The organism is Paraburkholderia sp. J8-2 (assembly GCF_905220195.1).
Lineage (GTDB): Bacteria > Pseudomonadota > Gammaproteobacteria > Burkholderiales > Burkholderiaceae > Paraburkholderia.
Map to the genome: position 1 here is coordinate 190,492 of NZ_CAJMZA010000004.1, position 21,534 is coordinate 212,025.

The 21,534-nt window shown below is 65.0% G+C and carries 17 protein-coding genes and 1 tRNA gene; 8 read left to right on the forward strand and 10 right to left on the reverse strand.

The window, feature by feature from the left end; all coding sequences use genetic code 11:
* Positions 1 to 11: 11 nt before the first annotated feature.
* Positions 12 to 1,946, reverse strand: coding sequence for an extracellular solute-binding protein (locus U5A52_RS12165; RefSeq protein WP_415765151.1), 1,935 nt, complete (start codon positions 1,944 to 1,946; stop codon positions 12 to 14).
* 109 nt (positions 1,947 to 2,055) lie between these two features.
* On the opposite strand from U5A52_RS12165, the gene fabI reads away from it, so the two are divergent.
* On the forward strand, positions 2,056 to 2,844 hold the full coding sequence (fabI, locus tag U5A52_RS12170) for an enoyl-ACP reductase FabI (RefSeq protein WP_321908866.1): 789 nt from the start codon (positions 2,056 to 2,058) through the stop codon (positions 2,842 to 2,844).
* A gap of 143 nt (positions 2,845 to 2,987) precedes the next feature.
* On the opposite strand, the gene U5A52_RS12175 is transcribed toward fabI, so the two are convergent.
* The 7 genes from U5A52_RS12175 to cysS form a co-directional block, all read right to left on the reverse strand.
* Positions 2,988 to 3,338, reverse strand: coding sequence for a hypothetical protein (locus tag U5A52_RS12175; protein WP_321908868.1), 351 nt, complete (start codon positions 3,336 to 3,338; stop codon positions 2,988 to 2,990).
* Positions 3,339 to 3,934: 596 nt separating this feature from the next.
* Positions 3,935 to 4,028 (reverse strand) — tRNA-Ser (locus U5A52_RS12180).
* A 223-nt stretch (positions 4,029 to 4,251) separates the two neighbouring features.
* Positions 4,252 to 5,502 carry an aspartate kinase gene (locus U5A52_RS12185; protein WP_321908870.1) on the reverse strand — a complete coding sequence of 417 codons (1,251 nt, stop codon included), beginning with the start codon at positions 5,500 to 5,502 and terminating at the stop codon, positions 4,252 to 4,254.
* A gap of 495 nt (positions 5,503 to 5,997) precedes the next feature.
* Positions 5,998 to 7,428 carry a tRNA lysidine(34) synthetase TilS gene (gene tilS / locus U5A52_RS12190; protein WP_321934882.1) on the reverse strand — a complete coding sequence of 477 codons (1,431 nt, stop codon included), beginning with the start codon at positions 7,426 to 7,428 and terminating at the stop codon, positions 5,998 to 6,000.
* Positions 7,429 to 7,469: 41 nt separating this feature from the next.
* A complete protein-coding gene (locus U5A52_RS12195; RefSeq protein WP_158757629.1) occupies positions 7,470 to 8,441 on the reverse strand; it encodes an acetyl-CoA carboxylase carboxyltransferase subunit alpha in 972 nt (323 codons plus the stop codon).
* 128 nt (positions 8,442 to 8,569) lie between these two features.
* The gene (locus U5A52_RS12200; protein ID WP_321908874.1) at positions 8,570 to 9,454 is read right to left on the reverse strand and encodes a DNA-3-methyladenine glycosylase; all 885 of its coding nucleotides are present in this window, start codon (positions 9,452 to 9,454) and stop codon (positions 8,570 to 8,572) included.
* A gap of 47 nt (positions 9,455 to 9,501) precedes the next feature.
* Positions 9,502 to 10,899, reverse strand: a complete 1,398-nt coding sequence (cysS, locus tag U5A52_RS12205) for a cysteine--tRNA ligase (protein WP_321934883.1) — start codon at positions 10,897 to 10,899, stop codon at positions 9,502 to 9,504.
* Positions 10,900 to 11,184: 285 nt separating this feature from the next.
* On the opposite strand from cysS, the gene U5A52_RS12210 reads away from it, so the two are divergent.
* From U5A52_RS12210 to U5A52_RS12225, 4 genes are all read left to right on the forward strand, one after another.
* Complete coding sequence (locus U5A52_RS12210; protein ID WP_321934884.1) at positions 11,185 to 11,901, forward strand: tetratricopeptide repeat protein; 717 nt, start codon at positions 11,185 to 11,187, stop codon at positions 11,899 to 11,901.
* Between the two features lie 61 nt (positions 11,902 to 11,962).
* Positions 11,963 to 12,547 (forward strand): peptidylprolyl isomerase, encoded by a 585-nt coding sequence (locus U5A52_RS12215; protein WP_321934885.1) that lies wholly within the window; start codon positions 11,963 to 11,965, stop codon positions 12,545 to 12,547.
* Positions 12,548 to 12,706: 159 nt separating this feature from the next.
* On the forward strand, positions 12,707 to 13,201 hold the full coding sequence (locus U5A52_RS12220; RefSeq protein WP_321934886.1) for a peptidylprolyl isomerase: 495 nt from the start codon (positions 12,707 to 12,709) through the stop codon (positions 13,199 to 13,201).
* A 33-nt stretch (positions 13,202 to 13,234) separates the two neighbouring features.
* Positions 13,235 to 14,032, forward strand: coding sequence for a UDP-2,3-diacylglucosamine diphosphatase (locus U5A52_RS12225; RefSeq protein ID WP_321908880.1), 798 nt, complete (start codon positions 13,235 to 13,237; stop codon positions 14,030 to 14,032).
* A 42-nt stretch (positions 14,033 to 14,074) separates the two neighbouring features.
* Here U5A52_RS12225 and cysE read toward each other — a convergent pair whose 3' ends face one another.
* Entirely contained in the window at positions 14,075 to 14,899 is an 825-nt protein-coding gene (cysE, locus tag U5A52_RS12230) for a serine O-acetyltransferase (protein WP_321908881.1), read from the reverse strand.
* A 222-nt stretch (positions 14,900 to 15,121) separates the two neighbouring features.
* Positions 15,122 to 15,916, reverse strand: coding sequence for an RNA methyltransferase (locus U5A52_RS12235; protein ID WP_321909203.1), 795 nt, complete (start codon positions 15,914 to 15,916; stop codon positions 15,122 to 15,124).
* A 525-nt stretch (positions 15,917 to 16,441) separates the two neighbouring features.
* On the opposite strand from U5A52_RS12235, the gene U5A52_RS12240 reads away from it, so the two are divergent.
* The 3 genes from U5A52_RS12240 (at position 16,442) to mutS (ending at position 21,470) form a co-directional block, all read left to right on the forward strand.
* Positions 16,442 to 17,242, forward strand: coding sequence for an inositol monophosphatase family protein (locus U5A52_RS12240; protein WP_321934887.1), 801 nt, complete (start codon positions 16,442 to 16,444; stop codon positions 17,240 to 17,242).
* A gap of 155 nt (positions 17,243 to 17,397) precedes the next feature.
* Positions 17,398 to 18,696, forward strand: a complete 1,299-nt coding sequence (gene lplT / locus U5A52_RS12245) for a lysophospholipid transporter LplT (protein WP_321908883.1) — start codon at positions 17,398 to 17,400, stop codon at positions 18,694 to 18,696.
* An 86-nt stretch (positions 18,697 to 18,782) separates the two neighbouring features.
* Positions 18,783 to 21,470, forward strand: a complete 2,688-nt coding sequence (mutS, locus tag U5A52_RS12250; RefSeq protein WP_321934888.1) for a DNA mismatch repair protein MutS — start codon at positions 18,783 to 18,785, stop codon at positions 21,468 to 21,470.
* Positions 21,471 to 21,534: the final 64 nt, after the last annotated feature.

A 21,534-nucleotide genomic window follows, 5' to 3' on the forward strand; every position in this document is an offset into this window, starting at 1 on the left:
CGTGTCCGTTGTTAATGACCAGCGGCTTGCTGCCCGGGTTGCGGCCGGGGTGGTGACTTCAGCCACCACGTCGAGATGATCCAGTCATTCGCGCCATAGTACAGCGGCAATTTCGCCGGATATGCCAGCGTGTTCTTGAACGCCACACGGTGCGTCGCGCTGAACCACTGCGGCACCACATAGTAGCCGTGCATCAGCACCCGGTCGAGCGCATGCGTGGCGTCGAGCAGTTGCTCGAGCGTTTGCGCCTGCGTAAGCGCCTTGAGAATCGCATCGACGGCGGGCGACTTCAGGCCCAGCAAGTTGCCCGAGCCCGGCTCGTCGGCGGCCTTGCTGCCGAAGCGGTCGACCTGTTCCGCGCCGGGCACCTGAACGTCGGGGAACTTGATGGTCGTCATGTCGAAGTCGAACGCGTCGAGCCGCTTCTGGTAGAGCGCAAAGTCGACCGAACGATAGTTCACCTGGATCCCCAGCCGCTTGAGCGCCTGCGTGTACTGCGCCATGATCGGCGCCCACTGCGCCGAAGCGCTCGTGTCGTCGAGCACTTCGAACGTGAACGGCTCGCCCTTCGCGTTGCGCAGCGCGCCATCGCGGTAGGTCCAGCCGGCGTCGGCCAGAAGCGCGCGCGCCTTGAGCAGATTCGCGCGCAGCGAGCCCGGCGGCGTCGTATCGGGCTGCAAGGGCGGCGGCCCGAACACGGCGGGGTCGAGCGACTTGCGCCACGGCTCGAGCAAGGCAAGCTCGCCAGGCGACGGCAGGCCCTTGGCCTGCAGTTGCGTGTTCGCGAACCAGCTGTCGATGCGACGGTACTGGCTATAGAACAGCATGCGGTTGAGCCACTGGAAATCGAGCGCGAGGTCGAGCGCGCGGCGCACGCGCACATCCTGGAACACGGGCTTGCGCAGATTCATGACGAAGCCCTGCATGCCCGTGCCATTGTGCTGCGGGAATTCGCGCTTGATGAGCTCACCGCTGTCGAAGCGCTTGCCGACATCGCGCCGCACCCAGTTGCGCGCGACGTATTCGACGAGCGCGTCGTACTCGCCCGCCTTGAAGGCTTCGAGGCGCGCCACGTCATCCGAATAGAGCTTGTAGGTAATGCGCTCGAAATTGTTGGTGCCCACACGCACCGGCAGGTCCCTGCCCCAGTAGTTGGCGTCGATTTTGTAGGTGATCGTGCGGCCGTTCGAGTAGCGGTCGATCACATACGGGCCGCTGCCGATCGGCTGCTCGAACGCCAGCTGATCGAAGGCGATGCGGCTGCCGTCCGGGCGCAAACCCCACTTGTGCGAGAACACGGGCATGCCGCCCGCAATGAGCGGCAGCTCGCGGTTACGGCTGCGGAACTCGAAGCGGATCGTCGCGGGATCGACCACGACCGCGCGCGTGATCTCGCTGAAATACGCCTGCATGGAGGGCGCGGCCTGGCGGCTCTTCAGGGTATCGAGCGAAAACTTCACGTCTTCGGCTGTCACCGGGTCGCCGTTCGAAAAGCGCGCCTTCGGGTTGATGTGAAACGTCACCGAAAGCGCGTCGGGCGCGATGCGGATATCGTCGGCGAGCAGACCGTAAGCGGAGGCCACTTCGTCGAGACTTCCCGTCGTGAGGCTCTCGAACAGCATGCCAAGGCCCGGCGCCGGATTGCCGCGTAGCGTGAACGGGTTGAACTTGTCGAAGCTCGTGAGGCGGTCGGGGTTGGCGAGGACGAGCGTGCCGCCCTTGGGCGCATCGGGATTCACATAGTCGAAGTGCGCGAATCCTTGCGGATATTTGGGCTCGCCATACTGTGCGATGGCGTAGACCGCGTGCGCGGACGGCATGGCCATCAGCCAGAATGCGAGCGCCAGACACGCGGCCGCCAGCCTTTTCCCAGGCGCGAACCATGCCGCAGGAACGGTTGCCCCAAGCGCGCCGCGCGCCGTCCTGCCTCGCGTTCCTGTCGTCATAGATCGGTAATTGTCCGGGCTGCCTTGTCAGTTGTGAGAGAATTCTACCCAAACCACGCGGCGCCGCCCTTACAGGCGCCGGGCGCAATGACCTGATTTAGGAGAATTCATGGGCTTCCTCGCTGGCAAACGCATTCTGTTGACCGGCCTGCTGTCGAACCGTTCGATCGCATACGGCATCGCGCAGGCATGCAAGCGCGAAGGCGCGGAACTGGCGTTCACGTACGTCGGCGACCGCTTCAAGGACCGCATTACCGAGTTCGCGCGCGAATTCGAAAGCGACCTCGTGTTCCCCTGCGATGTGGCCGACGACGCGCAAATCGAAGCGCTCTTCACCGACCTCAAGCAGCATTGGGACACGCTCGACGGCCTCGTCCACTCGATCGGCTTCGCACCGCGCGAAGCGATCGCGGGTGACTTTCTCGACGGCATGACCCGCGAGAACTTCCGTATTGCGCACGATATTTCGGCGTACAGCTTCCCGGCGCTCGCCAAGGCCGCCAAGCCGATGCTCGCCCAGAATGCTTCGCTGCTGACGCTGACCTATCTCGGCGCCGAACGCGCCATCCCGAACTACAACACCATGGGCGTCGCGAAGGCCGCACTCGAAGCGAGCGTGCGTTATCTCGCGGTGGCGCTCGGCGGGCAAGGCGTGCGCGTGAACGGCATTTCCGCTGGCCCGATCAAGACGCTTGCGGCAAGCGGCATCAAGGGCTTTGGCAAGATTCTCGACTTCGTCGAGCAAAACGCCCCGCTGCAACGTAACGTGACCATCGAGCAAGTCGGCAATTCTGCCGCGTTCCTGCTCTCCGACCTGGCAGCCGGCGTGACCGCCGAAATCATGCACGTCGACTCGGGCTTCAACGCCGTGGTTGGCGGAATGGCCGGACTCGAGTAAGCCTGCCTTCGCGTCTACCCGTTATGCGCGCCTCGTTGCGCGTGCAACGACAGACAAGCAAAAGCCGCCCGATGGGCGGCTTTTCTTTTGGCGCAACGCGTTACCCGTGTCACACGCGTTACGCCAGCGACCAGCCTCGCGGCTTAGTGCCAGTGTCCCGGAGGACCACCGTGGTCGCGGTCATAGTGACCACGGCCCGGGCCGTCGTAGCCGCCGTGGTGACGATACCAGTCGTCGCGCCCCCAGTAGCGGCGGCCGTCCCAGTAACGGTCGCCATGCCAGCCGATCACGATGGCCGGCGGCGCCGCGTAGACAGGAGCCGGTTGATAAACGACCGGCGGCGGGGGCGGCGGTGCGTAGACCGGCTGCGGAGCGACATAAACCGGGGCCGGAATACCGATGTTGACACCAACGCTCACGCCAGCCATAGCAACGCTCGATGCGCCGATAGCCACGCCCCCGAGCAGCATTGCAACAACACGTGGGAACTTCATGGACTCACCTTTCGGGTTTGATGTTTTGTTGAAACCAATATAACGCACGGTCTTGGCCGGCGTATTTCAAACTTGTAATAACTGATGCACAAACCTGCCCTGCGTTCGATGTCGTTACGTCTCGTTACACCCACGCGAAGGCTGGCGGCGCGCAGCGCAGTGCGAATGCGCACATCGCTCGCGTGCTTTTCGCGACCCAGTGTTGCCGTGAGCATGGGCAACGCGGCGAACGACGGCGCAGCGGAGGATATCACCGCTGGCGCCAAAGCGTGCGGGCGCCAGCAGGACCTTGGGTCATGAGTGCGGCATGCACGTGAAAACGCCGTTTCATTCGCATGACGAACGACTTTGCGCACACCCCGCTCTTCCACCACGCGTTGCGCACGACTCGATGTGGGACCCCATATCGCTTCCCTGACATACATCCATCGCAGTCCTGATTAAATGAATCCTGGAAAGCGGGAATCGACAACGGAGCCGCCTCGACGGCGGCAAGAAGCAATAAGCGGCCGATCAAACACCGACTTCACGCACAACGTGGGCCAAAAAAACAAAAACCCCGCAAGCCGAGACTTGCGGGGTTTCGCCGCCATTACTGGCGGAGACGGAGGGATTCGAACCCTCGATCCAGGTTTTGGCCCAGATGCTCCCTTAGCAGGGGAGTGCCTTCGACCTCTCGGCCACGTCTCCCGAAAACTTCGTTCGCGCCAGGGAGGCAGCGCAACGAAGCCAAGATAATAGCGGGTTAGCGCCTTCCGGTCAATTCATACGACGCTTTTTTGCAAAGTTTTTTCTGCAAGCGCACAACGAACGTCGCGCGCGGCATCTCAAATCAGAATCAAGCGGAAAACTGCGTCACATCCGCGTCATACAACCCAGACCCAACGCCAATACAACGCCAACCCAGCGCGATTTACGCGTGCTCGAGGTCGAATGCCTTGTGCAACGCGCGGACCGCCAGCTCCATGTACTTCTCGTCGATCAGCACCGAGATCTTGATTTCCGAAGTCGAGATCATCTGGATGTTGATGCCCTCTTCCGAGAGCGTGCGGAACATCTTGCTCGCCACGCCCACGTGCGAGCGCATGCCCACGCCGACCACCGAGACCTTCGACACCTTCGGATCGCCCAGCACCTGCTCGGCGTTCACGTGACCCTTCACCTGGTTGTTCAGGACATCCATGGCGCGCTGATAGTCGCCGCGCGGCACCGTGAACGTGAAGTCGGTCTTGCCGGCCACGCTCTGGTTCTGGATGATCATGTCGACGTCGATATTCGCGTCCGCCACCGGGCCGAGGATCTGATACGCGATGCCCGGCTTGTCGGGCACGCCCATCACGGCAATGCGGGCCTCGTCGCGCTGGAACGCGATACCCGAGATGACTGCTTTTTCCATGGTCTCGTCTTCTTCAAAAGTAATCAGGGTGCCCGAGGTCATTTCCTCGTCGAGGTTCATCATCGGGTCGGTCAGGCTGGAGAGCACACGCGTCTTCACCTGATACTTGCCCGCGAATTCCACCGAGCGGATCTGCAGCACTTTCGAGCCGAGGCTGGCCATTTCCAGCATCTCTTCGAACGTAATGCGATCGAGACGGCGTGCGTCGTCGACCACACGCGGGTCGGTCGTGTACACGCCGTCCACGTCCGTATAGATCAGGCATTCGTCGGCCTTCAGCGCGGCTGCGACTGCAACCGCCGAAGTGTCCGAGCCGCCGCGGCCGAGCGTGGTGATATGGCCTTCCGGGTCGATGCCCTGGAAGCCCGTGATCACGACCACCTTGCCTTCGTCGAGGTCGGCCAGCACGCGCTCGCCGTCGATGTCGTTGATGCGGGCCTTGGTGAACGAGCTGTCGGTTTTGACCGGCACTTGCCAGCCGGTGTAGCTGATGGCGTCGACGCCTGCATCCTGCAGCGCGATCGAGAGGAGACCAACGCTCACCTGCTCACCGGTCGACGCAATCATGTCGAGCTCGCGCGGGCTGGGCTGCGGCGAAATTTCTTTCGCGAGACCGAGCAGACGATTGGTTTCGCCGGACATCGCCGAGGGCACGACGACCATCTTGTGGCCGGCCTTGTGCCATTTGGCGACGCGCTTGGCGACGTTCTTGATGCGCTCGACCGAGCCCATCGAGGTGCCGCCGTATTTGTGTACGATGAGTGCCATTGTCGTTCTGAACTGGAGATGTTACCGCGCTGGCGCACCGAAGGACCGGGCCGCCCGGACGCTTATGGCCATGGCGGCGGCTTCAGCGCGTGCAGCACGCGCGGGTTTTGCCCTCAGGGGCGCGAAGGCCGGCGCATCGTGTCGATTGGTGATGCGCGCTTGTACCTTCTCGTGCCTTCTTGTGGCTTGCACTTGCGCCCTGCCCGCATGCCGCTACGACGTCCCTGCAACCGTCGGATACCGCTCGAAGGAAAAATCGCGCCTTCATGGCACACGCCGCTTTTGACGGCGTCCGTGAACGCGAAAAAGCGGGCTGGACAAACGACTTACACTACCCGATTGACGTCAAAATTACAAGACGAAACAGGCTTGCGGAGGGCGAAAAAGGCTTGCGGGGCAAGGATTTGCGGGGGAACGATCACGCTTGCGCCGATCGGTTCAGCCACGGCCGTGCGGCAACTGTGCGCCAACTGCGCGGTGACCGCGCGCGTGAATTCAGGCGATCAGTAAATCTTCGCGCCATTCGATGCGACGCCAGGCCACGCCCGGCTCGCCTGGCGCCGCACCGAACGCCGACCGGTTGACGCCGATACGGGGCACGAACAGCAGCGTCTCTCCCGTGAAGAGCAGCGGCACGTCGCGCTCCCATGCGGGCACGCCACGCGTCTGGAACAGATTCTTGAGCGTGCGGCTCACGTTCGCAGCCTCGTCGCGCAAACGCTCGCCGCCGCTACGCTCGCGCGCGACGAGCGGAGCGCTCGCGAGCACATGCTCTGGGACGGCGTCGGGGTCGTCGGGCGCGGCAGGCGCAAAAACGTAGGTGCCGCGCCACGATGGCAGACGCCAGATTTCCTCGCCGCGCCACTTCAACGACACAGGCGCACGCGAATGCGTGGCGCCCTCGCCTGCGCGTTCTTCGCGTACGGCTGCGGCTTGCCACGTGACGATGCCGCGATACGCGCGCAAGCGGTGTCCGGCGTGATCGACGCGCAATGCGTGAGCGTTCAGGTCGTCGCGCGCAACCTCGCGCAACTGCCGCAACATGTCGGCCAGCCGCGCCGCCGATGCCGCCGGCAGGCCAAGCGAGCGCATCCAGTAGCGCAGCACATTGAGCGCGCGCGGGTCGTCGAGCGCGACCAGCGCGGTGTGTGAAAGCGCACTTGCATCATCGAGTCCAACGTCGCGCAAATCGATCCGCGCCAGATCGTCGAGCAGACGCTGCGAAGCAGCCGCATGCGCCGCCGTGCGCGCGAGCGCGTCGCGATAGCCGGGGAAATGGGCCGAGAGCGCCGGCATCACGTCGTGGCGCAAGGCGTTGCGTGCGTAACGCGTGTCGTCGTTCGACTCGTCCTCGATCCACTGCACGCCATGCGCGCGCGCATAGCGCTCCAGTTGCGTGCGCAACAGAGCGAGCAGTGGCCGCATGCGCACCGCGCCATTGCCGCTCGCGCGCGCAGGCGCCATCGCCGCGAGCCCCGCGAGTCCCGCGCCGCGCAGCAATTGCAGCAGCACGGTTTCCGCCTGATCGTCCGCATGCTGCGCGAGCCAGAGCACCTCGACACCATGCACCGCGCACATCGCGTCGAGCGCGCGATAGCGGGCATCGCGGGCGGCCGCCTCGACGCCGCCCGCGTCGTCGCGCGCCAGCTCCACACGCCGTGCGTCGAACGCCACGCCGTGGCCGCGCGCGCTCGCCTCGCAATGGGCGAGCCATGCGTCGGCGTTCGGGCTCAGTCCGTGATGCACATGCAGCGCAATCAGACGCGCAGCGCCGGCCGCGCGCACGGCGGCATCGAGCAGCACCGACGAGTCGAGCCCGCCGCTATACGCGATCGCGATGCGTGCGTCGTTGGGAAGCGCGGAAAGCACAACGCCGAGCGCATCGAGAATGATGCGCCCGGCGTCGGATTCGGGATGGTCGGTCACAGCACGACCGCAGACGTAGTAGAGCGTTGACGTCGCGCGCCTTACGCGCCCGGCGTCGTTTCCTTGTACTTGCCGTAGGCCATCAGGCGCTCGAAACGGCGCTCTTTCAGGTCGGCGATGCTCATGCCCTGGAACTGGCGCAGTGAGTCGGCAAGCGCGCGGCGCAGCAGCGCAGCCATGCCCTTCGGGTCGCGATGCGCGCCGCCGAGCGGCTCGTTCACGATCTTGTCGATGAGGCCCAGCGCCTTCAGGCGGTGCGCCGTGAGGCCCAGCGCTTCCGCGGCTTCCGGCGCCTTCGCAGCGCTCTTCCAGAGAATCGATGCGCAGCCTTCCGGCGAGATCACCGAGTAGGTCGAGAATTGCAGCATCATGACCGTGTCGGCAACCGCGACGGCGAGCGCGCCGCCCGAACCGCCTTCACCGATGATCGTCGTGATGATCGGCGTCTTGAGTTCGGCCATCACGTAGAGATTGCGGCCGATCGCTTCCGACTGGCCACGCTCTTCCGCGCCGATGCCCGGGTATGCGCCCGGCGTGTCGACGAACGTGAAGATGGGCAGACCGAACTTCTCGGCGAGGCGCATGAGACGCTCGGCCTTGCGATAGCCTTCCGGGCGCGGCATGCCGAAGTTGCGCGCGGCACGCTCCTTCGTGTCACGGCCCTTCTGATGACCGATCACCATGCAGGCCTGACCATTGAAGCGCGCGAGGCCGCCAACGACAGAAAGGTCGTCCGCGAACGAGCGGTCGCCATGGAGTTCGTGAAAATCGGTGAACAGCTCGTGCACGTAATCGAGCGTGTACGGACGCTGCGGATGACGCGCGATCTGCGAAACCTGCCACGGGCTCAGGTTCGCATAGAGGTCCTTCGTGAGCTGCTGGCTCTTCTTCGACAGCCGCTCGATTTCTTCCGAAATATCGACGGCCGAATCGTCCTGAACGAAGCGCAGTTCTTCGATCTTCGCTTCCAGTTCAGCGATCGGCTGTTCGAAATCCAGAAACGTGGTCTTCATGTGTGGGAATCCTTCACTTTGCGGCAGCGCGTATTCTAACCGCGCCAGCCCGCGCCGAAATCGGCTCAGAACTATCGATTTCTTCGATCGATAGGATTTTTCTTAATAATTTACGGCTGACTCAAGCCTCACGACGGCTCGAGGCTGCGCCACATGTACCACGTCGCGACAGTACGCCACGGCTCCCAGTTGGCCGCGACTTCGCGCGCTTCGCTGCGCGTGACCGGCTCGCCACTGAAATAGTTGACGCTGATCGCGCGGATCAGACCGAGATCGTCGAGCGGCAGCACGTTCGGGCGCGCGAGATTGAAGATCAGGAACATCTCGGCGGTCCAGCGGCCAATGCCGCGAATTGCCGTGAGCTCCGCGATCACGTCCTCGTCGTCCATCGACGTCCACTTGCCGACATGCAGCGCGCCCGAGACGAAATGCTGCGCGAGATCGAGAATGTATTCCGTCTTGCGTTTCGAGAGCCCGCACGCGGCGAGCTTTTCGTGACCGAGTTTCAGGAACTGTTGCGGCACGAGCTTCGGACACGCGGCTTCCACACGCTGCCAGAGCGCTTGCGCCGCCGCCGTCGAAATCTGCTGGCCGACCACCGAACGCGCGAGCGTGACGAACGGATCGTCGCGGCTCAGCAAATGCACGGGGCCGAACTTCGGAATCAGCTTCTTGAGAATACGGTCGCGCTTGACGAGGTCCGCGCAGGCCTTGTCCCAATAGTCGGGACGCTGCACTTCGAATTCGAGATCGCCGAGCGCATTCGCCGCCGGCTCCACGGCTTCGAGCACCGCCGGACCATTGGAGAGCGCGGCTTCGATCGCCGCGCCGTCGAGCGCTTCGTGCGATGTGGACGCGCCGTTTGCCTTACCACGCGCCGCCTTGGTAGCCGGCTTTGTCGCTGCCTTGCCGCCCGCGCCATTGAGCGCGCGCTTTGCACCTGCGGGTGCGCCCGCAGTTCCGCCCGTTAGCGACGCAGACCGCCTGGTCTGCGTCTTCGTGGCCGTTGCCATCCTGCCTCCTGCCTCGCGAATCGATCAGTGGAAACTGGACAGCCCGCTTACACGCGGCGCCACTCGGTCAATCCGCCCGGTTTGTCTTCGAGCGCGACACCGGCTTCGAGCAGTTCGGCCCGAATCCGGTCCGCCTCCGCATACTGCTTCGCCTGCTTGGCCGCCGTGCGCGCCGCGATCTTCGCTTCGACCGCTGCCACGTCGAGCGCGCCCGCCTCTTCTGCGCCCGCAGCCTGTTGCAGATACACGCGCGGCTCGCGCACGAGCAGCCCGATCACGCGTGCGAGGCGCTGCAGCTGACGCGCGAGCACGGCGTCGCGCGTACGATTCACCTCGCTCGCGAGTTCGAACAGCACGGCGATCGCCACCGGCGTGTTGAAGTCGTCGTTCATTGCCGCACGAAAACGCTGTGCGTACGGCTCATTCCAGTCGAGCTCACCGGCGTCGGGCGTCACGTCCTTCAACGCCGTGTAAAGACGCGTGAGCGCGTTGCGCGCGTCGTCGAGATGCACGTCGCTGTAATTCAGCGGCGAGCGGTAATGCGCGCGCGCCATGAAGAAGCGCACCACTTCTGCATCGTACTTCGCCAGCACTTCGCGGATCGTGAAGAAGTTGCCGAGCGACTTCGACATCTTCTCGTTGTCGATATTCACGAAGCCGTTATGCATCCACGTATTGACGAACGTCTTGCCGGTCGCGCCTTCGCTCTGTGCAATCTCGTTCTCGTGGTGCGGAAACTGCAGGTCCTGGCCACCGCCATGAATGTCAAAGTGCTCGCCAAGCAGCGTGCAGCCCATGGCCGAGCATTCGATATGCCAGCCCGGACGGCCGCGCCCGTACTTCGAGTCCCAGCTCGTGTCGGCCGGCTCTTGCGGTTTTGCCTGTTTCCACAGGACGAAGTCAAGCGGATCCTGCTTGGCATCGTTCGTCGCCACACGTTCGCCCGCGCGCAGGTCCTCGATCGACTTGCCCGAGAGCGCGCCATAGTTCGCGAACTTGCGCACGGCGTAGTTCACGTCGCCGTCCGCACCCTGGTACGCGTAACCGTTGCGCTCGAGCTTGCCGATCATGTCGAGCATCTGCGGGATGTACTGCGTCGCGCGCGGCTCATGGTCGGGACGCTCGATGCCGAGCGCGTCCGCGTCTTCGTGAAGCGCTGCGATGAAACGGTCGGTGAGCTGCTTGATCGTCTCGCCGTTTTCCACCGCGCGACGAATGATCTTGTCATCGATATCGGTAATGTTGCGCACGTAGGTCACGTTGTAACCGAGCGCGCGCAACCAGCGCTGTACGATATCGAACACCACCATCACGCGCGCATGCCCGATGTGACAATAGTCGTACACCGTCATCCCGCAGACGTACATACGCACGACGCCGGGCTCGAGTGGCACGAAAATTTGCTTGTCACGCGCGAGCGTGTTGTAGATGCGCAGTGATTCCATAAAGGCGATGGATACGTGGGTCGAAAGAAATCCGCGGCGGCGCCGACCGCAGCCAGCGGGTGATGCCCGCATGACTCAGGCTGCTGTCTGTCGGCGTCCGGACTGCAAACAGGTTGCTATGCTCAGCGGAGACGACCACGAGTGGCGTTGGAAAGCCCGGCGACTCGCGCAAGCGCCCGTAATGCAAACATAACGCGAACAAACGGGCGAGGGACAAAGCGCGCGACGAAAACGCACAGACCTTTTGTTAGAATGGCTCGGAGTATAACACCGCGACCTCACCCTATGAAACCTTCCAGCGGCCGCGCGCCCCGCGCTGCGAACCTTGCCGCGTCGGCTCTCTCGAGCGTCGCGATCGTGCTGTGCAGCGTGAGCATCGCGCATGCCGCGCCCCCCGCGACGTCCGACGCCACACCAGGCGCCGACGCAGCGATCAGCCAGCAGGACTGGGCTGGCGCGCTGCGCCAGCTCGACGAACGCATCAAGACGAACCCGCGCGACGTGCAGGCGAAGTTCAAGCGCGCGACCATTCTCGCGCGCCTGAACCGCGACGACGACGCGATCGAGGCGTTCACCGAACTTACGCAGCTCTACCCCGAACTGCCCGAGCCTTACAACAATCTCGCGGCGCTTTATGCCAAGCATGGCCGCTACGAGGAGGCGCGCGTCGCACTCGAAACGGCGGTGAAGGCGAACCCTTCGTACAGTCTCGCGTGGGAAAATCTCGGCGACCTGTACCTGCGTCTGGCCGATGCGTCATACCGACGCGCGCAAACGCTCGGTCACACGAGCGGCGCGACGTCGCAACGCCTCGCCGACATCGCGAAGATCATCTCGCCGCCGCCCGCTGCGAAGAAAGCGAACGCCGCTGCGGCAGCGCCAGAAGCCGCGTCGGGCGCAAGCCCGACGGCGCTCGTGCCCGCGTTCACCAATCCCGCGTACCAGTTCGGCGGCTCGACGGGGTCGCTGGCGATGCCGCCTTTCGTGGCGCCGTCGAACTAACACGTGGCGCGCAGCACCTCGCGCGCCGCAACACGTTTTTCCCGCACTTCCGAGGATACTCATGAAATGGTTGATGTTGGCGCTCGGCAGCGCCGCCCTGATCGCGAACGCACCCGCCTTTGCGCAAAACGGCCAGCCGGTCGCCGCGCATCCGCAAGTGCTCTTCAAGACCAGTGAAGGCGACATTCGCGTCGAACTCTATCCGGAGAAAGCGCCGAAGACCGTCGACAATTTCCTGCAGTACGTGAAGGCTGGCCAGTACAACGGCACGATCTTTCATCGCGTGATTCGCGGCTTCATGATCCAGGGCGGCGGCTACACGCAAAGCTTCGTCGAGAAGCCCACGCGCGCGCCGGTCGCGCTCGAAAGCAAGAACGGCCTGAAGAACCTCACGGGCACGATCGCGATGGCGCGCACGAGCGACCCGAATTCGGCCACCGCGCAGTTCTTCATCAACACGGTCGACAACGCCGGCCTCGACTATCCGAACCCGGACGGCAACGGCTATGCCGTGTTCGGCAAGGTCACGCAGGGCATGGACGTCGTGAAGAAGATCGAAGCGGCGCCCACCACCTCGCGCGGGCCGATGGCCGACGTGCCGCAAAAGGAAATCGTGATCGAATCGGCGACCGTCGTCGGCAAGTAAAGCGCCGGCAACACGCCAGGTCATCATCGACTAACCGGGCGGCAATGCCGCCCTCACCCGTCGCACGTCGCGGCGCCGGCACACGCGTTGGGCAACACGCCCCGCCTCTTGCCGATGCAGCGACGTTCACTCCCCCAGCCACAGGCAAAGGATCCCATCATGGTCGAACTGCACACGAACCACGGCGTCATCAAGCTCGAACTGAACGCCGAGAAGGCCCCGAAGACGGTCGCCAACTTCCTCAACTACGTGAAGAACGGCCACTATGACGGCACGGTGTTCCACCGCGTCATCGACGGGTTCATGATCCAGGGCGGCGGCTTCGACGCCAGCATGAAGCAAAAGCCGACCGAAGCGCCGATCGAAAACGAAGCGAACAACGGCCTGAAGAACGAACGCGGCTCGATCGCGATGGCGCGCACCAACGACCCGCACTCGGCATCGGCACAGTTCTTCATCAACGTGGCCGACAACGACTTCCTGAACCACTCGTCGCCGACGCCGCAAGGCTGGGGCTACGCCGTGTTCGGCAAGGTCGTGGAAGGCCTCGAAGTGGTCGACAAGATCAAGAAGGTCAAGACGGGCTCGAAGGGCTTCCATCAGGACGTGCCGGTCGACGACGTCGTGATCGAAAAGGCTGTCGTCGTCGAATAAGCTTCAACCCACTCTCACGCACACCCTTCATCGATGCTGCAGGAAAAGGCTTTACGACACGCTGCCGCGGGCGTGCCCGGCGAGGGCAAGCGCCCGCACGCGGCTCGCCCGTTCCTGTTCATTTCCGATGTCCATCTGAATGAAGGGATTCCGCGTACGGTCGCCGCGTTCGAGCGCTTTATCCGGGTCACGGCCGATCAGGCCGACTCGGTGTTCATACTCGGCGACCTCTTCGAATACTGGATCGGTGACGACATGCTCAGCGATCCGTTCCCCGCGCGCATGGCTGCGCTCATGCATACGCTCTCCGAGCGCGGCATCGCGCTCTACATCATGCACGGCAACCGCGACTTTCTGATGGGCAAGCGCTTCATGAAAGCCGCGGGCGCGATCTGGCTGCCCGACCCCATCGCGATCACCGCGTTCGGCACGCGTCTCGCACTCGCGCACGGCGACGCGATGTGCACCGACGATCACGGCTATCAGATCTTTCGCAAGCTCGCGCGCAACCGGCTCGTGCAACTGCTGTTTCTCGCATGGCCGTTTCGCTGGCGGCGTGCGATTGCCGAGCGCGCGCGCTACGCGAGCGAAAGCAAGCGCAGCGGGCCGCGCCTGCCGAAGTACGACGTCACGGCAAAAGGCGTGGCGGCGCTCTTCAAGCGCGCGCGTGCGAACACCATCGTGCACGGTCACACGCACAGGCCGGCGCGCCACCAGGAGCCCGGCGGCACGCGTTGGGTCTTGCCCGACTGGGATCTCGATCACGGCAAGCCACGCGGCGGCTATCTGCGCGTGGACGCCGAAGGGTTCAGGGTCTTGCCGCTGGACTGAAACCGAGGTGTGCCGCTTCTAGCACCCTGGTCGCGCCGCGCGTCAAACGCGCACGGGCGCTTTCTCTTCTTCGCTGGCCGCCGCAACGGCCTGCGGACCGCCACATTCCAGCCCCTCCGACAGACGCCGCAATTCGGCGAGCGCCGCATCGGCGCCGTGCAGCGCCTCGAGACGCGTGCCGAGACGCTCGAGCGCAACGACGATGGCATCGACACGCTGCGCCTGCGTGGCTGCGTGGTCGATCAGGCCGTGGATCGCGAGCGAAACCGGGTCGTCTGCATTGGGCGTGATGCCGTAAGCGCAGAAGCCCTCGCGCGCCGAAGCCGGCTTGGCCTGCACCGGCGCAGTCTTCGCCGGCGCGACGACGCGCGCGGGGTTGCCCACCGCCGTCGCGCCGTCCGGCACCGGCTTCACGACGACGGCGTTCGAGCCGATCTTCGCCCCGGCGCCCACCGTGAAGCCGCCGAGCACCTTCGCGCCCGCACCGACGATCACGCCCGCACCCAATGTCGGATGGCGCTTGGCGCCACGCGTGAGCGACGTGCCGCCGAGCGTCACGCCCTGATAGATCGTGCAGTCGTCGCCGACCTCGGCCGTCTCGCCGATCACGACGCCCATGCCGTGGTCGATGAACACACGCCTGCCGATGGTCGCGCCCGGATGGATTTCGATGCCGGTAAGAAAACGTGCGATCTGCGAAACGTAACGCGCGAGCCAGCGGCGCTGCGCGCGCCAGCACGCATGCGCGAAGCGATGGAGCACGAGCGCATGCAGACCCGGATAACAGGTCAGGACCTCCCACGCACTGCGCGCGGCGGGATCGCGCTCGCGGATCGTGGCAATGTCTTCGCGAAGTCTCTTGAACATGGCAGTCACGCAAAAAAAACGTGTGAAACAGGGGGAATGGCGGCCGCACGCCACCGCAGCGTGCGCGCGAAGCGGCGCAGCGGCTATTGCAGCCACGCGCATTTGCTTATGAATTCTTCGCCGGTTTTCAGCCGATTGTAGGCGCAAAGCCGATTTGCGGTCGGAAGTCCCCGACAGCGGCAAGGTCGGACGCCGGCGCGCACGTCGCGCCGGCCCGGCGCATCAACGGTTCTCGCCTTTGCCCTTGAGCATGAGAATGTGCTTGGCGATGCCGCGCACGATATTGACCTCCTCGCGCTCGAGCCCCGAGCGGGCAAAGAGCCGCCGTAGTCGCGACATCAGCTTCTTCGGATTGGCGGGGTCGAGAAAGTCGAGCGCGATGAGCGCGTTCTCGAGGTGCACATACATGCGCTCGATGTCGTCGCTCGTCGCAAGCGGCGATCCAGCCGAAAGCTGGGAAGTCCCGCCCGCTCCGCCAGCCGCCGGCAACGCCGCGGCAGGCGCGCTCTCGCCGAGATACGCGAGGCGCAGTTCGTAGGAGAGCACCTGGACCGCCTGGGCAAGATTGAGCGAGCTATAGGCGGGGTTGGCCGGGATGTGCGCAAGCGCGCTGCAGCGCTCGACATCGTCGTTCGAGAGGCCCGTGCGCTCATTGCCGAACACGAGCGCGATGTCGCCGCCGTGCGCCACCTGACGGCAAGCGTCCTGCACCGCCCGGCGCGGCGCGGCGGGCGGCGGCCCGTACTCGCGCGTGCGCGCAGTGAGCGCGAGCGACCATTGCACGCCCGCCAGCGCGTCGGCGAGCGTCGGCACGATGTGGGCGGCCGCGAGCACGTCGTCGGCCCCGCTCGCCATCGCGACGGCTTCCGGGTCACAGTGGACCTGCGGCACGCGCGGCGCCACCAGCACGAGGCGCGAGAATCCCATGGTCTTCAGCGCGCGCGCCGCCGCGCCGACATTGCCGGGATGGCTCGGCTCGACGAGCACGAAGCGGGTGGACGTGAAGCCGCCGCGCAGCGGCTCGTGGGTGTCGCCGAAAGCCGGCGCCGGTGCGTGGGAATCAGGTGAATCGGGGTGCGCCAAGATGGTTCTCTAACTGCGAAAGGGAGATTGAAATATCTATGTTAGCGCGCCTCGCGCCGCGGCGAGGCCGCTCACGCGGATCGTGGCGCGCCAGGCCGCCCGCCATCGCGTTTGCGCCGGCGCGCAGACCGGCCGAACGTCATATCCATAGAAATCCCGATATCCTGCCCGGGAGAAGCCATAGAAATGCCGATACTCGGGTAAAATGGAGGTTTCGCGCGCGTCGGGCGAATCGTGCAGCCGTGTGGTTGCCCGCCAGACGCTCGGCACATTGCTGGCCACTTTCTGGCAAACCGCCTCGCGCACCGCTCTTATCCAATTCGTCTCCGTTGACGGGACAGGTTCCGCAGGTCCGATTCGTGACCCGCGCCCTGTCCAATCGTTAGACGCTTTTATCTTTTGCACCACCGGCACGCAGCGAGCTTTCGCGCGAGCGCCGGACAACAAGGATCCTGGCTCATGCATCCCATGCTCAACATCGCTGTCAAGGCCGCGCGCCGCGCCGGACAGATCATCAACCGCGCGTCGCTCGACCTCGACCTCGTGCAGGTCGCGAAGAAGCAGCATAACGATTTCGTCACGGAAGTCGACAAGGCCGCCGAAGCCGCCATCATCGAAACGCTCAAGACGGCCTACCCCGACCACGCCATCCTGGCCGAGGAATCGGGCGAATCGGACAATGAGTCCGAGTACCAGTGGATCATCGATCCGCTCGACGGCACCACCAACTTCATCCACGGCTTCCAGTACTACTGCGTCTCGATCGCGCTCGCGCACAAGGGCATTGTCACGCAGGCCGTGGTCTATGACCCGACGCGCAACGATCTCTTCACCGCCTCGCGTGGCCGCGGCGCGTTCCTGAACGACCGCCGCATCCGCGTGGGCCGCCGCGACCGTCTCGCCGACGGCCTGATCGGCACCGGCTTCCCGTTCCGCGAAAAGGACGGCCTCGACAGCTACTGCGAACTGTTCGCCGAAATGACCAACGCGTGCGCGGGCCTGCGCCGCCCGGGCGCGGCCGCGCTCGATCTGGCCAACGTCGCCGCCGGCCGCATGGACGGCTTCTTCGAGCAGGGTCTCAATCCGTGGGACGTCGCCGCGGGCGGCCTGCTCGTGACGGAAGCCGGCGGTCTGATCGGCAACTACACGGGCGACTCGGACTTCCTGCACGTGGGCGAAGTCGTCGCGGGCAACCCGAAGATCTACGCGCAAATGGTGCCGATCCTCTCGAAGTACACGCGCGTCACGAAGGCGGCCTGATCGTCCATGCGCGTCGCGGTGCACGCCTTGTTCCACCGCGACGCGTGCAACGCGCGCGCCAGGTCAGCCCTGGCCCACCCATGCGCAGCGAGCGGCTTCGGCCGCTTTTTTGTTTCGCCGGTCGCCCTGCCGCAAGAGGGCCACGCACGCATCCGATGAAAAAAGGCTTCTACACGATCATCGCCGCGCAGTTCGTGTCGTCGCTCGCCGACAACGCACTCCTCATCGCGGCGATCGCGCTGCTCACAGTGATTGCTTCGCCCGCCTGGGTGACGCCGCTCCTGCAGATCTTCTTCACGATCTCTTACGTGCTGCTCGCGCCTTTCGTCGGCGCGTTCGCCGACGCCCTGCAAAAGCGCCACGTGATGTTCGTCTCGAACGCGCTCAAGGCGGGCGGTTGCCTGCTGATGATCGCGGGCGTGCATCCCATGCTCGCGTATGGCGTGGTCGGCTTCGGCGCCGCCGCGTACTCGCCAGCAAAGTACGGAATCCTGACGGAATTGCTGCCGGCCGAAAAACTCATCGCCGCCAATGCATGGCTCGAATCGGCCACGGTGCTATCCACCATCGTCGGCACGATGATGGGCGGCGCGCTCGTTTCGACGTACGCCGATCGTTTCGTCACGCGCCATCCGCTACCGCTCATCCATTCGGCCGCCCACCTCGCGATGCTCGCCGTGATGATCACGTATGTGTGCGCCGCGATCATCAACATCGGCATTCCCGACACGCTTGCCCGCTATGAAAACCGGCTCAGGGAGCCGGCGCGGCTCATGGGCGATTTCACGCATAGTTTCAATGTGCTCTGGACCGACAAGCTCGCGCAAATCGCACTCTGGGTCACGACCCTGATGTGGGGCGCGGCGGTCACGCTGCAATTGCTCGTGCTCAAATGGGCCGACGCGAATCTCGGACTCTCGCTCTCGAAAGCCGCCGTGATGCAGGGCGTGACGGGACTCGGCATTGCGCTGGGCGCGGGCGCGGCAGCCGCATGGGTGTCGCTGCGCGCCTCGTTGCGCGTGCTGCCCGTGGGCGTGCTGTGCGGCGCAGTGGCGATCGGCATGGCGTTCTACAGCAAGGGCCTGTTTCCGCAAGGCGTGGGCGTGCGCTTCGGCACGTTCATCGTGCCCTTCTATCTGCTTTTCGCGTATCCGCTGATGGTGCTGCTCGGCGTGCTCGCCGGTTTTTTCATCGTGCCGATGAACGCCCTGCTCCAGCATCGCGGCGCGACCCTGCTTTCGGCGGGCCACTCGATCGCGGTGCAGAATTTCAACCAGAATCTCGCGGTGCTGCTCATGCTCGGCGCGTATGCGCTGCTGCTCACCGCGAAGGTACCCGTGCAGTGGATCATCGTCGTGTTCGGCGTGTTCGTTTCCACGATGATCTGGCTCGCCATGCGGCACAGTGCGGCAAACGCGCGCACCGTGGACCTGCAGGCGCTGGTCGACGAATGATCGGATGGCGTTAGCCGAAAGGCTGGCTTTACATGCAATCGGCGCGCGTTAAACTCACGCCCTGAACCCCTAGCAAGACACCGAGGATGGCTACACACACCGCAGGCGCAGCCGACACCGCGCAACACACACCCATGATGCAGCAGTACCTGCGCATCAAGGCCGATCATCCGGGTACGCTCGTGTTCTACCGCATGGGCGACTTCTACGAGCTCTTCTTCGAAGACGCCGAGAAAGTCGCGCGCCTGCTCGACCTCACGCTCACGCAGCGCGGCGCGTCGGCGGGCAATCCGATCAAGATGGCGGGCGTGCCGCATCACGCGGTCGAGCAATATCTCGCAAAGCTCGTGAAGCTGGGCGAGTCGGTAGCGATCTGCGAGCAGATCGGCGACCCGGCCACGTCGAAGGGCCCGGTCGAGCGCAAGGTCGTGCGCGTGGTGACGCCCGGCACGCTGACAGACGCAGCGCTCCTTTCCGACAAGAACGACGTCTACCTGATGGCCGTTTGCCCCGGCCACAACCGCCGCGGCGTGACCGTCAATGTCGGGCTCGCGTGGCTCAATCTCGCCAGCGGCGCGCTGCGCCTCGCGGAAGTCGCGCCGGAACAGGTCGCCACGGCGTTCGAGCGTATTCGGCCGGCGGAAATCCTCGTCGCGGAAATGCCGGCGGAAACGTCCGCCTGGGCGCCGCCCGCCGGATCGGGCGCGCTCACGCGCGTACCCGCCTGGCACTTCGACGTCGGCTCGGGCAAGCAGCGCCTGTGCGACCAGCTCGACGTGGCGAGCCTCGACGGCTTCGGCGCGCAAACGCTCACGAGCGCGTGCGGCGCGGCGGGCGCGCTGCTGCTCTATGCGGCGGCCACGCAGGGCCAGCAACTGCGCCACGTGCGCAGCCTGAAAGTCGAAGCCGAATCGGAATACATCGGGCTCGATCCGGCCACGCGCCGCAACCTCGAACTCACTGAAACGTTGCGCGGCACCGAATCGCCCACGCTCTGCTCGCTGCTCGACACGTGCAGCACGGCCATGGGCAGCCGCTTGCTGCGTCACTGGCTCCATCACCCGCCGCGCCAGGCTGCGATTGCGCAAATGCGCCAGCAGGCCATCGGCGCGCTGCTGGAGGCGCCACCGCAAGCGAGCGTCGATACGCTGCGCGGCGCGCTGCGCCAGATCGCCGACGTCGAGCGCATCACGGGGCGGCTCGCGCTGCTTTCCGCGCGCCCCCGCGACCTGTCGAGCCTGCGCGACACCTTCGCGGCGTTGCCCGCGCTGCGCGAACAGGTTGCAGCCGCAAGCGGCGCGGCCACGTCGCTTGCGCACATCGCCGAGGCGCTCGAACCGCCAGCAGAATGCGCGGCGCTGCTGCTGCGCGCAGTCGCGCCCGAGCCGGCCGCCATGGTGCGCGACGGCGGCGTGATCGCGCGCGGCTACGACGCGGACCTCGACGAACTGCGCGACATCTCCGAGAACTGCGGCCAGTTCCTGCTCGACCTCGAAACGCGCGAGCGCACGCGCACCGGCATCGGCAATCTGCGCGTCGAGTACAACAAGGTGCATGGCTTCTATATCGAAGTCACGCGCGGCCAGACCGACAAGGTTCCCGACGACTATCGCCGGCGTCAAACGCTCAAGAACGCCGAGCGCTACATCACGCCTGAACTCAAGACGTTCGAGGATAAGGCGCTCTCGGCGCAGGAACGCGCGCTTTCGCGCGAGAAGGCGCTCTACGACGCGCTGCTGCAATCGCTGCTGCCGTGCATTCCCGATTGCCAGCGCGTGGCCGCCGCGCTCGCCGAACTCGACCTGCTCGCCGCCTTCGCCGAACGCGCCCGCGCGCTCGACTGGAATGCGCCCACGTTCACGGAAGCCCCCGGCATCGAGATCGAGCAAGGCCGGCATCCCGTGGTCGAAGCACAGGTCGAACAGTTCATCGCCAACGACTGCCTGCTTTCTGCCGAACGCAAGCTGCTGCTCATCACCGGCCCGAACATGGGCGGTAAATCGACCTTCATGCGGCAGACCGCGCTTATCGCCCTGCTCGCCTACGTGGGCAGCTACGTGCCGGCGAAGCGCGCAAGCTTCGGGCCGATCGACCGCATCTTCACGCGCATCGGCGCCGCCGACGACCTCGCGGGCGGCCGCTCGACCTTCATGGTCGAAATGACCGAAGCCGCCGCCATTCTCAACGACGCCACGCCGCAAAGCCTCGTGCTGATGGACGAGATCGGGCGCGGCACGTCGACGTTCGACGGCCTCGCACTCGCGTGGGCCATTGCGCGGCATCTGCTCGCGCACAACGGTTGCCACACGCTCTTCGCCACGCACTACTTCGAGCTCACGCAACTGCCGACGGAATTTGCTCAAGCGGCGAACGTGCATCTTTCAGCCGTCGAACACGGTCACGGCATCGTCTTCCTGCATGCGGTGCAGGAAGGGCCGGCGAACCAGAGCTACGGCCTGCAGGTCGCGCAGCTCGCGGGTGTGCCCGCCGCCGTGATCCGCGCGGCGCGCAAACATCTCGTGCATCTGGAGCAGCAATCGGCAGGACAGCCCACGCCGCAACTCGACCTGTTCGCCGCGCCCGCCGCCGACTACGACGACGAAGCACCGTTCGTGGAAGATCGCGCTGCGCCGGCCGCAGAGGAAGATCTGGGCGCGTCGCTCGTCGCACAGCGGCTGCGCGCACTCGATCCGAACGAATTGCGCCCGCGCGACGCGCTCGACCTGTTGTACGAACTGCATGAGCTGGCCACGGCGCCGGACACGAAGCGCTGAGCGTCGCCTCGCGACGCCGCCGCGGCCACCGCAACCGGCGGGCCGCGGCAGCCCCCGTTCGCGC

Bases quoted from the DNA above. Each gene is read 5' to 3' on its own strand.
- U5A52_RS12185 (WP_321908870.1), bottom strand. From the start codon at position 5,502: ATGGCACTCATCGTACACAAATACGGCGGCACCTCGATGGGCTCGGTC.
- fabI (WP_321908866.1), top strand. From the start codon at position 2,056: ATGGGCTTCCTCGCTGGCAAACGCATTCTGTTGACCGGCCTGCTGTCG.
- U5A52_RS12240 (WP_321934887.1), top strand. From the start codon at position 16,442: ATGCATCCCATGCTCAACATCGCTGTCAAGGCCGCGCGCCGCGCCGGA.
- U5A52_RS12175 (WP_321908868.1), bottom strand. From the start codon at position 3,338: ATGAAGTTCCCACGTGTTGTTGCAATGCTGCTCGGGGGCGTGGCTATC.
- lplT (WP_321908883.1), top strand. From the start codon at position 17,398: ATGAAAAAAGGCTTCTACACGATCATCGCCGCGCAGTTCGTGTCGTCG.
- cysE (WP_321908881.1), bottom strand. From the start codon at position 14,899: ATGTTCAAGAGACTTCGCGAAGACATTGCCACGATCCGCGAGCGCGAT.
- U5A52_RS12225 (WP_321908880.1), top strand. From the start codon at position 13,235: ATGCTGCAGGAAAAGGCTTTACGACACGCTGCCGCGGGCGTGCCCGGC.
- U5A52_RS12220 (WP_321934886.1), top strand. From the start codon at position 12,707: ATGGTCGAACTGCACACGAACCACGGCGTCATCAAGCTCGAACTGAAC.
- mutS (WP_321934888.1), top strand. From the start codon at position 18,783: ATGGCTACACACACCGCAGGCGCAGCCGACACCGCGCAACACACACCC.
- cysS (WP_321934883.1), bottom strand. From the start codon at position 10,899: ATGGAATCACTGCGCATCTACAACACGCTCGCGCGTGACAAGCAAATT.
- U5A52_RS12210 (WP_321934884.1), top strand. From the start codon at position 11,185: ATGAAACCTTCCAGCGGCCGCGCGCCCCGCGCTGCGAACCTTGCCGCG.
- U5A52_RS12200 (WP_321908874.1), bottom strand. From the start codon at position 9,454: ATGGCAACGGCCACGAAGACGCAGACCAGGCGGTCTGCGTCGCTAACG.
- U5A52_RS12195 (WP_158757629.1), bottom strand. From the start codon at position 8,441: ATGAAGACCACGTTTCTGGATTTCGAACAGCCGATCGCTGAACTGGAA.
- U5A52_RS12165 (WP_415765151.1), bottom strand. From the start codon at position 1,946: ATGACGACAGGAACGCGAGGCAGGACGGCGCGCGGCGCGCTTGGGGCA.
- U5A52_RS12215 (WP_321934885.1), top strand. From the start codon at position 11,963: ATGAAATGGTTGATGTTGGCGCTCGGCAGCGCCGCCCTGATCGCGAAC.